Raw genomic sequence first — 11,731 nt, 5'->3', positions numbered from 1 at the left:
CCTGCCATGACATCGCCCATCCGCACCGAACGCGACGAGAACGTGCTCGTCATCGTGTCCGATAACCCGCCGGTCAACGCGCTCGGGCAGGCCGTGCGCGCCGGTCTCGTCGCAGGCATCGAGGAGGCTCTCGGCGACGATTCGATCGAGGCGGTCGTGATCCGGTGCGACGGGCGCACGTTCTTCGCGGGCGCCGACATCACCGAATTCGGCAAGCCGCCGCAAGTGCCGAGCCTGCCCGAAGCTCTCGACCGGCTGGAGGCGAGCGACAAGCCGGTGGTCGCCGCGATCCACGGCACAGCGCTGGGCGGCGGATGCGAGGTGGCGCTTGCCTGCCACTACCGCGTGGCGGTGCCCAGCGCGAAGCTGGGGCTGCCCGAGGTCAAGCTCGGCCTGATCCCCGGTGCCGCGGGCACCCAGCGATTGCCGCGGCTGGTCGGCGCCGAAGCCGCGCTGCCGCTGGTCGCGATCGGCGATCCGATTCCCGCGAAGAAGGCGCAGGCTATCGGTCTGGTCGACGAAATCGTCGGCGAGGACAGCCTGGCGGCGGACGCCGTCGCCTTCGCCCGATCGAAGATCGGCCAGCCGGCGCCGCGCGCGTCGGACGGCGACGCCAACCGGGATGGCGTGAAGAACCCGGCGATCTTCGACGAGTTCCGCCAGAAGAACGCGCGCAAGATGCGCGGCTTCGATGCCCCCAACGCGGGGATCGCAGCGGTCAAGGCGGCGGGCGAACTGCCCTATGCCGACGGCGTGAAGAGAGAGCGCGAGCTGTTCGCCTCGCTGATGGGCGGCACGCAGTCGAAAGCGATGCGGCATTATTTCTTCGCGGAACGCGCCGCCAACAAGATCGACGACGTGCCCGCCGACACTCCGCTCATCCCGGTGAAGAAGGTGGGTGTGATCGGCGCCGGCACGATGGGCGGCGGGATCGCGATGAACTTCCTGTCCGCCGGCATTCCCGTCACGATCCTCGAAATGGCGCAGGACGCGCTCGACCGCGGCGCCGCCACGATGCGGCGGAACTACGAGAACACCGCCAAGCGCGGCCGGATGACCGCCGATCAGGTCGAAGCCGCGATGAGCCTGCTGACGCCCACGCTCGATTATGCCGATCTCGCCGATTGCGACCTCGTGATCGAGGCGGTCTATGAATCGATGGACGTGAAGAAGCAGGTCTTCGCCAAGCTCGACGAAGTGGTGAAGCAGGGCGCGATCCTCGCCTCGAATACCAGCTATCTCAACATCGACGAGATCGCGACCGCGACGCAGCGGCCCGGCTATGTCCTTGGCCTGCATTTCTTCAGCCCCGCCAACGTGATGAAGCTGCTGGAAATCGTGCGCGGTGCCGAAACGCGCGACGACGTGCTGGCGACCGCGATGAAGCTGGCGAAGAAGATCGGCAAGGTCGCCGCCGTTTCGGGCGTGTGCCCCGGCTTCATCGGCAACCGCATGCTCTCCAAGCGTCAGGAGCAGGCAAACCAGCTCATCATGGAAGGCGCGAATTATTGGGACGTCGACGACGTCCTGCTCGAATTCGGCTTTCCGATGGGGCCGTTCCAGATGGGCGATCTCGCCGGGATCGACATCGGCTGGCACCGCGATCCGTCGAAAGTCACCACCGTGCGCGAAGCGCTCTGCGCCGCAGGCCGCTTTGGCCAGAAGGCGGGCAAGGGCTTCTACGACTACGACGAGGCGCGCAACCGCACGCCGTCCGACGAGGTGAAGGCGATCATCGCCGATTTCGCCGCGAAGGAAGGCAACGAGCAACGCGACATATCGAAGGACGAAATCCGCGAGCGGCTGCTTTACCCGATGGTCAACGAAGGGGCGAAAATCCTCGAGGAGAAAATGGCCCAGCGCGCCAGCGACATCGATGTCGTGTGGATCAACGGTTACGGCTGGCCCCTCTACACCGGCGGCCCGATGTTCTGGGCCGACACCGTAGGGTTTGATACGGTCGTCGCCGGGCTCGAGAAGCACGGCCTGCCGGTCAGCGATCACTTGCGGGCGAAAGCCGCCGCCGGGGCGCAGTTCACCGGCTGATCCCGACGGATCGCGGCAGCTCAGCTGCCGGCGGCAGGATCACCGCGCTTGTTCGGCGGCACCAGTGTCGCGTCGCGCTCGTAGCGGTCGATCCAGTCCGCCGGCGGCAAGGGGAGCGCGCGGCTCTCGTCCTCGCGGGCGGGCCGGAACGAACGGACCGGCCGGGGCGAGCGCACCTGCTCGAGCCAGAACACACCGTCGAAGGCGCCGCTGTTGCCGCGCGTGCCGACGAGGTCGAGATCGCCGTCGCCATCCATGTCGCGCGCGATGAACTGGTCGAACATGCCGCGCACCCGCCGCGAGATGTCGTGCCGGGTCCATTCGCCGGCGGGATCGCCGGGGTTGGCGAACCACGCGATGCGGCCCACCGTGGAGGCGGACGTAACGTGCGGATGGTCTTCCTCGCGCGTGGCCGGGGTGTAACCGCCGCGCAAGATATTGAGCCCCGAATAGCCGCCGGTAACCGCATCGAGATCGCCGTCTCCGTCGATATCGGCGAGCTCGATCGCGATCACCGCGTCGGGCCGAATGTCGCCGATGCGGTGATAATCCCACGTGCCGTCGAGCGTGGTGGGCTGGCGTAGCCAGGCCAGCGCCGGAAGCCCGCCGGGAGCGCGCGGATCGCCGCATTTCTCGGTCACGGCCACGACGAGATCGAGCCTGCCGTCGCCACCGAGATCGCGGAACTGCGACTGAAAGGCGCCGGATGACACGGTGCAGCCGGGCGCATCTTTTCCGGTCGCCCCGATAACCACCGGATGCGGCGCGATTTCCACGCTTCCGGTATCGGAAACACCCTTGTTTTCGAGCACGTACATCTGCTCGTCGAGCCGCGCGGCGGCGAGGATGTCGAGATCGCCGTCTCCGTCGATATCCACCGGCATCGCGGTATTGGGCACGTCGCGCGCGAACAGCACCTGTTCCTGCCACGTCTCGCCATCCAGCGGATCGCCTGCGATCATGAACAGCGAGGTCGTCCGGTCGGCGCGCGGGGCCGAGGGGTCGACGATGTCGCTCGCGCCCTTGTTGGCCGCGACCACGTCGGCCCGGCCGTCTCCGTCGATATCCGCGACGAACACCCGCAGCCACGAACCGCGCCCTTGCGTCACCCGCGGTATCGCGCTGCGCCAGCCACCCTCGCGGGCTGCGGCGGAGGAGCCGGGGTTGTGGAAATAGGCGAGGTGCGCTTCCTCGCTGGCGGCGACGAGATCGGGCCAGCCATCGCCGTCGAGATCGCCTACCGCGACATCCTCGATCGCGGCGACCACATCGCCCGAGGCCACCGTCACCAGATCCCAGCGATCGGGGTCCGCGCTGCCGAAGGCGATGCGCAAATGGTGCGAATCCTCATGGACGGAGACGATGTCCATGAACCCGTCGCGATCGATATCGGCGATCTGCAAGCCGTCGCCGCCGCGAAGCGCGAGCCCGCCGTTGACGCCCTCGTCGTCCACGAGGTGCTCGCGCCATGTGATGTAGTTGCCGCCGGGCGTCGTGGCACGGGTCGGCGTGTCCGCCACGCTGGCCGATCCGCTCGCCAACCCGCCACCGGAAACGCAACCCGCCACCAGCAGCGCGGCGAGCACGGGAAGAGCCCGCCTCACCGTCATGCCGGTCTCGCGGTCGGGCTTGCAGCAAGATCGGCGCGAATATGCCGCGCGGCGAGCAGATAGTGCAGCACGCCCCACAGCGACGCAACGCAGCCCACCAGCAGCATCGCCGTCGCCAGAGCGCCCTCGGCGCCGTTCGCGGCAAGCGTATCGCTGATCATCCCGACGATGACCGGCCCCAACCCGAGCCCGATCAGGTTGATGAAGAAGAAGAATATCGCCGAGGTCAGCGCGCGCATCCGCAGCCCGACGAGGCCGTGCGAAACCGCCAGCGCGGGGCCGAGGTACGATGCCGACAGGAAGTGGAACAGGCCCGTCAGCAGCAGTGCCAGCGTCAGGTTGCCGGTGGTCAGCATGACCAGCAGGACGGGGGTGATCGACAGCAGCAGGATGGCCGAACCCCAGACGTACCAGCGCCGATCGCGCTGGCCCAGCCGGTCGGCCAGCCAGCCGCCGAAGAACGATCCCGCACCGCCGCCGAACCCGGCGGTCAGCGCCATCCACACCCCCAGTTCGGCCAGCCCGATCTCGTGGTTGCGCAGGAAATACGACGGCAGCCAGTTGCCGACGCCGTAGATCACCGTCGCCTGCAGGCTCCCGGCGAGCGCGAGATTGCGAAAGGTGCGGCGCGACCACAGGAAGCGCATGACCTCGAGGAAGGGCGGCGGATCGCCCGCTTCGGCCTCGCGCTTTTCCGACCAGCCCCGGATCGGCTCGCGCACAACGAGGCGCAGGAAGATCGCCACCGCGATCCCCGGCAGGCCAACCACGAAAAACGCGGTCCGCCAGCCGAATGCGTCGGCGATGAAGCCGCCGAGCGCGAAGCCGGTGAGAATACCGATGTAGATGCCGACCGAATAGATCGAGAGCGCGGTCGCCCGTTCCTTCTCCTCGAACATGTCGGAGATCATCGAATGCGACGGCGGGCTGCCCCCCGCCTCACCCACGCCCACGCCGATCCGCGCGAGCAGCAGGTGGGTGTAGTTCTGCGCCAAGCCGCTCACCGCGGTCATGCCGCTCCACACCGTCAGCGCCAGCGCGATAATGTTGCGCCGCACGCCGCGATCGGCCCAGCGCGCGATCGGGATGCCGCACGATACGTAGAACAGCGCGAAGGCGAAGCCCGACAGCAGGCCGAGCTGCGTGTCCGACAGTTCGAGCTCCAGCTTGATCTGTTCCTGCAGGATCACCAGCAACTGGCGGTCGACGAAGTTCAGCGCATAGACGAGCGTGAGGATCGCCAGCACGAAATAGCGATAGGATTTCCGCGCATACGGCGTGGAGGCGGATGCGCCCTCGGGCGCATTTGCGGTGGCATCGATCATGCTGCGGACACTCCCCGATTGAACCTGTCTCTTGTCATTGCTCGCCCTTCGGCGCGGCGCCGAGGCCGATCGCCAGGCCCCACGCCTCGCCCGCCGCCCTGCGCTGCGCGGCGAACGCCTCGTTCAGCTCGAACATGCCGGGGTATGGATCGCGCGACGCCTGCGCCGTGCCGTCGAACAGCATGTAGGACTGGCCCGAAGCATAGGCCGGCCAGGCGGCATGGCCGGGCGACCGCGGCTGCCCGTCACGCGCGAAGCTGGTCCAGTAATCGAGCATCGCGTTCGACAGCGCCGTATCGCGTTCGCCCCCGGGGGCAGGCCAGCGAGGCGGCAGATCGCCGGGATCGAAGTTGCCGAAGGTGAACGGCACTTCGGAGGCGTGAAAACCGCAAATGTCGCGCGCCTCGGCCGCCGGGTAGCAGTGATCGAAGACGTAGAGATACGAAGGCACGCCCGCCTCGGCTTGCTTCATCGCGAGCCGCTCCGCCGCCCAGCCGTAGATGCCGTCGCGCAGCGCATCGAGCGCCGACTGCTCGCCACCCGAAGCGGGGTAGAGCCGCAGGAATTCGGGCGCGAGATCGCCGTAGCCCTGCCCGATCCGCCGCGCATATTCCGCGGCATCTTCGGGGATATCGGGCAGGAAGGCGCGCTGGGTGCGGACCTCGTCGCCGTTGAAGCCGACGATCAGCGGCACCTGCGCCTGCTCGCCGCGATCGAAGGTGTCGACGATCTGGCGCGGAAGAATCTTGCCGTCGATCGTCCCTTGCGCGGGGAAGCCGGCCGCGCTGGTCCGGTCGATCACTTCGCGCGCGCTCAGCGAACGGGCGGCAGCGATGTTCTCGGCCCCCAGCGCGCGCAGCGCCAGCCCGCCGATCGTTTCCGCGGACGGCAGGCCGTTGGCGGCCTGTGAGAGTTCGGGAAAGGCGCGGCTGTTCGGGCTCTGGACGATGGCCTTGTCGAACAACCCTTTCGCGCGCGGCGAAGCCAGCAGATAGGTGGCGCTGAGTGCGCCCGCCGATTCGCCCATGATCGTGACGTTGCCCGGATCGCCGCCGAATGCCGCCGCGTTTTCGCGCACCCAGGCGAGCGCGGCGATCTGGTCGAGCAGTCCGTAGTTGCCGGAAATTTCGTCCGCCGATCCAGCGCTCAGTTCGCGATGCGCCAGCCAGCCCAGCGCGCCGAGGCGATAGTTCAGCGATACGAACACCACCCCGCGCCTGGCGTAGACGCCGCCGTCGTAGAGCGGCGCGCTGCCGGCACCGGTGCGGAGCGAACCGCCGTGGATCCATACCACCACGGGTGCCTTGCGCGCCGCCTCCGGCGACCAGACGTTGAGCGTTAGGCAGTCTTCGGACTGCTCTGCGGGCGGATCGTTGTAGATGCTCTGGCCCGGCACTTCGGGCTGCACGCAGGCCGGGCCGAAGTCGCGCGCGCTCTTCACACCCTGCCACCGCGCGGCGGGGGCAGGCGGCGCCCACCGCAGCTCGCCCACCGGCGGCGCGGCATAGGGTATGCCCTTGAACACCGCGATACCGGAATCCAGCGTGCCGCCGACCTCGCCCGATGTGGTAGATGCGATCGGCCCGGCTGCACCGGCGGAAGGAGCCGCGACCGTCGTGCACCCGGCGAGCAAGACCGCGAGGCCCGTTGCAGCGGCGGCCGCCACGTGCCTCGTCGAACCAGCGCCTTTCGAAGCGCGCGGCTTGCCTGCTGCGTACATTCGGTCCTCTCCTTCCCATTCTGCCCCCGGCGGCTCCGCGCCGCTCTCCAGGCATCGATTCCCGCCTCTAGTTGGCCACGGCCATCGCCTCGCTGTCGCATCCGGCCGCGGCGATCTCGCGTTCGGCCTGGGTGAAACCGTAGGCGGGCACGATTTCGCCCGAGCGATCGGCGATCCGCGACCATCCGGCGGCGACCGCCGGAGCAGCATCGGCGCGCTCGCCGATGTGGATGCCTTCGGTCAGGGTCACGTGCGCGGCCGCGAAATGCCCCGCGCCCGCGCACAGGATCGCGCGGCTGGGCGCCTCGTCGCTCGCGAGGTGAGCCACGCCGGGGCTGACCAGCGCCGGATCGAGGCACGCCAGCGCGTCTTCCGACAACACGCCACCGGTCATCTGCGTCGCCGCGGTGGGGGCGAGGCAATTAACGCGGATGCCGTATTTCTCGCCTTCGATCGCGAGTGTCTGCATCAGGCCGACCAGCGCCATCTTGGCCGCGCCGTAATTGGCTTGTCCGAAGTTGCCGTAGAGGCCGGAGGACGAGGTGGTCATCACAATCCGGCCATGCTTCTGCGCGCGCATCGTCTCCCACACCGCCTTGGTGCAGATCGCCGCGCCCATCAGGTGTACGTCGACGACCGTGCGGAAGTCGGCGATGTCCATCTTGGCGAAGCTCTTGTCGCGCAGGATGCCGGCGTTGTTGACGAGGATGTCGATCCGGCCCCAGCGGTCGAGCGTCTCGGCCACCATCGCGGCGACGCTGCTTTCATCGGTTACGGAAGCAGCCACGGCGATCGCCTCGCCCCCCGCCGCGCGGATTTCCTCGGCGACGCCCTTGGCTGCATCGCGGCCGAGGTCGTTGACTACCACTTTCGCCCCGTGCCGCGCCAGTTCCAGCGCGTGACAACGGCCAAGCCCACCGCCCGCACCGGTAACGATCGCGATCCGACCCGACAGATTCATCCGAACTTCTCCCTCGTCGCCCATAACAGTAATTCACCAGTGAGTTAACAAAAATCCGAGCACAGCGGCACCCGCTTGCATCCCTTGCTCGCGCTCAGCCCGCTCGCTGGTCGCGTCTCTCGTTGCAGATGTCGCGGAAGCCCGCGGCCATGAACCGCGCCATGCGCACTTTGACCGCCTCGTAATCGTCCGACCGGCACAGCCCCTCGGACAGCTTGTCGATACGCCCCGTGCGCGCGAGCGTGAGCATCAGCGCGCCGGTGACGAAGTGGTAGCCCCAGAAGATGTCTTCCGCGTCCGCGTCGGGTAGGGCGCGCTTGAGGATTTCGATCAGCCGCAGCACGACGGGATCGAAATACTTGTCCATGAACACGGCGCCTTCGGGGCTGTTCGACGCCTGCGCGCCGAACGCGCCATAGTTCTTCCAGCCCTCGCCGCCCTGGATGTAGAGATCGAGGTCGGTATCGAGGAAGGCGTGCAGCGCGCCCTCGATCGTCGGCCGATCGCCGGCTTCCCTGTCGTAATCCTCAAGCGCCTGCATCCGCTTGTCGATCGTCACCGACGCGCGCCGGGCGAACACCGCCTCGAACAGCGTCTGCTTGTCGTCGAAATAGTAGTTCACCAGCGTGTGGTGGACGCCAACGCGCTTGGCGACATCCTTCAGCGTCACGCCATACAGCCCGTGGCGCGAGAACAGGTATTCGGCGGCGTCGAGGATCTGCTCGGTCGTCTCCGCGCGCCGTTCCGCCTTCGATTGCGGCTTGGTCCGCGGTTTCCTGGCTGCCGGCAAGGTGCGCCCCTTTTCAACTCTGGCCGCACGCGCGACCGCAAGATCGGATATTGTGCTCACGCCCTGCTATATTCGGTTCGCAAGCGCAACTTGTCGATCTTGCCCGTCGCCGCCAGCGGCATCCGGTCGAGCCGCACGATCGCGTCGGGAACCCACCAGTTCGCCACCCGCCCTTGCAGTGGCGCGACCAGTTCCTCGTCGCTGGGCGAAGCGTCCTCGCGCAGTTCGACGAGCAGCAGCGGCCGCTCGCCCCATTTCGGATCGGCCCGGCCGATTACTGCGGCGAGCGCGACTTCGGGCAGCGAGGCGACCAGCGCCTCGATCTCGGCCGGGTTGATCCACTCGCCGCCGGACTTGATGAGTTCCTTCGATCGTCCGGTAATCTGCAGATATCCCGCTTCGTCGATCGTGGCGAGGTCGCCCGTATCGAACCAGCCGCCCTTCGTTGCGAGTTCGTCCTGCCCGAAGTAACGCGCGACCACGGACGGTCCGCGGACCCACAGGTGCCCTTCGGTGCCGCGCTGCTCGGGCAGCGGATCGCCGGCGTGATCGGTCAGCAGCAGGTCCATCCCCTGCGCCGGGCGGCCCGAACGCGACGGGTCGCGCGGCTTTGCAGCGGGCGGCGTGGCGGTGCCGAGGGGGGAAAGCTCGGTCATGCCCCAGGTCGTCTGCACCTCGACCCCACGCTCCTCGATCCGCGCCATCAGCGCTGGCGGCATCGGCGCGCCGCCGACCATGATCCGCTCGAGCGAGGGCAGCTCCGCCCCGCTTGCGTCGAGATGGTCGAACAGGCCGAGCCAGACCGTGGGCACGCCGACCGCGATCGTCACCCCTTCCCCGGCGATAAGCTTCGCCAGGCTGGCGCCGTCGGCATGACGGCCGGGCAGCACGAGCTTCGCCCCGGTCGCCGGCGCGGCGAAGGGCAGCCCCCAGGCGTTGGCATGGAACATCGGCACCACCGGCAGCACGACATCGCGCGAGGTCATCCCCGTCACGTCGGCCTGGAGCTGGCGCAAGGTGTGCAGATAGTTGGCGCGGTGGGTGTAGGTCACGCCCTTGGGCGCACCGGTGGTGCCCGACGTGAAACACAGGCCGCATGGCGTGTTCTCGTCGAACCCGCCCCAGGCGACCTCGCCCTCGGCAGCCTCGACGAGAGCGTCGAGCGATTCGTCCGGATCGTCGGCATCGCCGTCGATCACCAGCACGCGCCCGAGATGCGGCGCTTCCGCCGCGATGGCGCGCGCGAGCGGAGCGAGGTCGGCGCTGGCGATCAACACCGACGCTTCGGACTGGCGGACCATCCACGCGAGCTGATCGGCGAGCAGCCGCGGGTTGAGCGTATGGCACACCGCGCCCATGCCCATGATCGCATACCAGCTTTCGAGATGGGCCTGCGTGTTCCATGCGAGCGTCGCCACCCGGTCGCCCCGCCCGATGCCGAGCCCGGCGAGAGCGGCCGAGACGCGCTTCGCTCGCTCGCGCAGCGCGGCGTAGCCGATGCGCGGGGTGATCCCGTCGTCGAGTGCGGTGACCACCTCGGTCCGGGGATGCCACTTCGCCGCATGGTCGAGCAGCTTGTCGAGGGTAAGCGCGTAGTCCTGCATCGCGCCGTCGGTTACCGGCATTGCGGCGCTTTCGGCGGCAGCGGCGGCGAGATCACGCCCACGTTCCAGTTCCATTGTTGATCGCCTGCCGCGCGGCGGCGGCAGACGGTTTCCTCGTAGAGATCGTAGCGGTCGCCGAGCACGTCGCGGGCGATCGACGGCGTGTCGTCGAACACCATGAAGGCCTCGTCGCCGCCGAACCGCGGCCAGTCCGGATGCCCCTCCGCGACCGGCATGCCGGTGCGCGCGAACGAGGCCCAGTAACCCACCATCGCATCGGACAGCGCCCGCTGCCCCTCGGTACGCGGGATTTGCGGCCAGTTCCCCGGTGTCTCCCAGATCGTGCCGAACATGAACGGGATTTCGGACGCGTGGAAGGCGTGCAGTCCGGCTTCGTCCGCAGCCGGATAGCCGTGGTCGAACAAGTAGAGATAGGCCGGCGCGCCCGCTGCGGCGTGCTTTTCGCCCATGCGCTGGGCGGTCCAGCCGTAGAGCGCGTCGCGCCCCGCCGCCAGCAGGCTCTCGTCGATCGTGGCCGACGGATAGGCCGCCAGATAGCGATCGGCGCTATCGCCGTAGGCGGCGCGGATCTTCGCCTCGTATTCCTCCGCCGTGGCGGGCGCGGGCGGCAGCAGCCGTCGCAGCGAACGGATCTCGCCGCTGTTGAAACCGGCGAGCAGCGGCACCTTCGCCTGCTCGCCGCGATCGAAGCTTTCGACCGTCTGCCGCGGAAGCACTTTGCCGTCGACCGTCGCCCAGGTCGGGTAACCCGCCGCGGTCGACCGGTCGGTCAACTCGCGGGCGCTCATTGCGCGCAGATCGGCGATCCCTGTAACGTCGAGCTGATCCTGCAGCCATGTCCCGATCGACTCCGCCGAGGGATGCCCGTGCCGGGCCTCCTTCAGGGCCGGCGTCGAAACCATGTACGAGCTCTGCATCACCGCCTTGTCGAACAAGCCCTGGGCCGGCGGCGAGGTCATCAGGTACATCACGCTGAGCGCGCCGGCCGATTCTCCGGCGATGGTGACGTTACCGGGATCGCCGCCGAACGCCGCGATGTTGCGCTCGATCCAGCGCAATGCCTCGATCTGGTCCAGCAAGCCGTAGTTGCCCGATATCCCCTCGCGCGATTCCGCGCTCAGTTCGGGATGGGCGAGAAAGCCAAGCGCGCCGAGCCGATAGTTGAGCGACACGACGATCACGCCTTGTTCGGCGAGGTGCGATCCGTCGTATATCGGCGAGTTGCTTGCGCCCCCGACAAGCGCCCCGCCGTGGATCCACACGAACACCGGCGCGCCCTGCGCATCCTCGGGCGCCCAGACGTTGAGCGAGAGGCAATCCTCGCTCATCGGTCCGAAATCCTCGGCATAGATGTTGTTGGCGGTGGGGCGCGACTCCGGCTGGAAGCACGGCGCGCCGAATTCGCCTGCATCGCGCACGCCGTCCCAATCCGCCTTGGCGACCGGCGGCTTCCACCGCAGGTCGCTGACCGGCGCTTCGGCATAGGGAATGCCACGGAACACGGCGACACCGTCTTCCGATACCCCTCGCAGGCCTCCGGCGGGCGCATCGACCACCGGCCTTGCGTCACCGACGGCGGGCACGTGCGCGCAGGCCGTCAACGCCAGACCGGCAAGCCCGGCTAACAGATACGCGGCGCGACCCGATATCATCG

General features: G+C 68.2%; 8 protein-coding genes. 1 reads left to right on the top strand and 7 read right to left on the bottom strand.

The annotated features are described in order from the left end of the window. Positions 1-6: 6 nt before the first annotated feature. Positions 7-2,046 (top strand): 3-hydroxyacyl-CoA dehydrogenase NAD-binding domain-containing protein, encoded by a 2,040-nt coding sequence (locus tag ACE3QC_RS12760; RefSeq protein ID WP_374408812.1) that lies wholly within the window; start codon positions 7-9, stop codon positions 2,044-2,046. 20 nt (positions 2,047-2,066) lie between these two features. Here ACE3QC_RS12760 and ACE3QC_RS12755 read toward each other — a convergent pair whose 3' ends face one another. The 7 genes from ACE3QC_RS12755 to ACE3QC_RS12725 all read right to left on the bottom strand — a co-directional run bounded on the left by ACE3QC_RS12755 (position 2,067) and on the right by ACE3QC_RS12725 (position 11,729). Beyond that, a complete protein-coding gene (locus ACE3QC_RS12755; RefSeq protein WP_374408810.1) occupies positions 2,067-3,656 on the bottom strand; it encodes an FG-GAP repeat domain-containing protein in 1,590 nt (529 codons plus the stop codon). Continuing rightward, positions 3,653-4,981: a spinster family MFS transporter gene (locus ACE3QC_RS12750; protein ID WP_374408808.1), complete on the bottom strand. Its 1,329-nt coding sequence runs from the start codon at positions 4,979-4,981 to the stop codon at positions 3,653-3,655. The genes ACE3QC_RS12755 and ACE3QC_RS12750 overlap by 4 nt, the downstream gene beginning before the upstream one ends. 34 nt (positions 4,982-5,015) lie before the next feature. Further along, positions 5,016-6,647: a carboxylesterase/lipase family protein gene (locus ACE3QC_RS12745; protein ID WP_374408807.1), complete on the bottom strand. Its 1,632-nt coding sequence runs from the start codon at positions 6,645-6,647 to the stop codon at positions 5,016-5,018. 121 nt (positions 6,648-6,768) lie between these two features. Then, positions 6,769-7,662: an SDR family NAD(P)-dependent oxidoreductase gene (locus ACE3QC_RS12740; protein ID WP_374408805.1), complete on the bottom strand. Its 894-nt coding sequence runs from the start codon at positions 7,660-7,662 to the stop codon at positions 6,769-6,771. 94 nt (positions 7,663-7,756) lie between these two features. Then, positions 7,757-8,452, bottom strand: coding sequence for a TetR/AcrR family transcriptional regulator (locus ACE3QC_RS12735; RefSeq protein WP_374408803.1), 696 nt, complete (start codon positions 8,450-8,452; stop codon positions 7,757-7,759). A 56-nt stretch (positions 8,453-8,508) separates the two neighbouring features. Continuing rightward, positions 8,509-10,056 (bottom strand): long-chain-fatty-acid--CoA ligase, encoded by a 1,548-nt coding sequence (locus tag ACE3QC_RS12730; RefSeq protein WP_374408928.1) that lies wholly within the window; start codon positions 10,054-10,056, stop codon positions 8,509-8,511. 11 nt (positions 10,057-10,067) lie between these two features. Then, positions 10,068-11,729 (bottom strand): carboxylesterase/lipase family protein, encoded by a 1,662-nt coding sequence (locus ACE3QC_RS12725; RefSeq protein WP_374408801.1) that lies wholly within the window; start codon positions 11,727-11,729, stop codon positions 10,068-10,070. Positions 11,730-11,731 lie beyond the last annotated feature (2 nt).

The sequence above is a fragment of the Pelagerythrobacter sp. genome (assembly GCF_041912895.1).
Taxonomy (GTDB): domain Bacteria; phylum Pseudomonadota; class Alphaproteobacteria; order Sphingomonadales; family Sphingomonadaceae; genus Pelagerythrobacter.
The sequence above is the reverse complement of the archived record's forward strand: the minus strand, read 5'-3'. Positions and strand labels throughout refer to the sequence as shown.

Bases quoted from the DNA above. Each gene is read 5' to 3' on its own strand.
- ACE3QC_RS12740 (WP_374408805.1), bottom strand. From the start codon at position 7,662: ATGAATCTGTCGGGTCGGATCGCGATCGTTACCGGTGCGGGCGGTGGG.
- ACE3QC_RS12750 (WP_374408808.1), bottom strand. From the start codon at position 4,981: ATGATCGATGCCACCGCAAATGCGCCCGAGGGCGCATCCGCCTCCACG.
- ACE3QC_RS12760 (WP_374408812.1), top strand. From the start codon at position 7: ATGACATCGCCCATCCGCACCGAACGCGACGAGAACGTGCTCGTCATC.
- ACE3QC_RS12725 (WP_374408801.1), bottom strand. From the start codon at position 11,729: ATGATATCGGGTCGCGCCGCGTATCTGTTAGCCGGGCTTGCCGGTCTG.
- ACE3QC_RS12755 (WP_374408810.1), bottom strand. From the start codon at position 3,656: ATGACGGTGAGGCGGGCTCTTCCCGTGCTCGCCGCGCTGCTGGTGGCG.
- ACE3QC_RS12730 (WP_374408928.1), bottom strand. From the start codon at position 10,056: ATGCAGGACTACGCGCTTACCCTCGACAAGCTGCTCGACCATGCGGCG.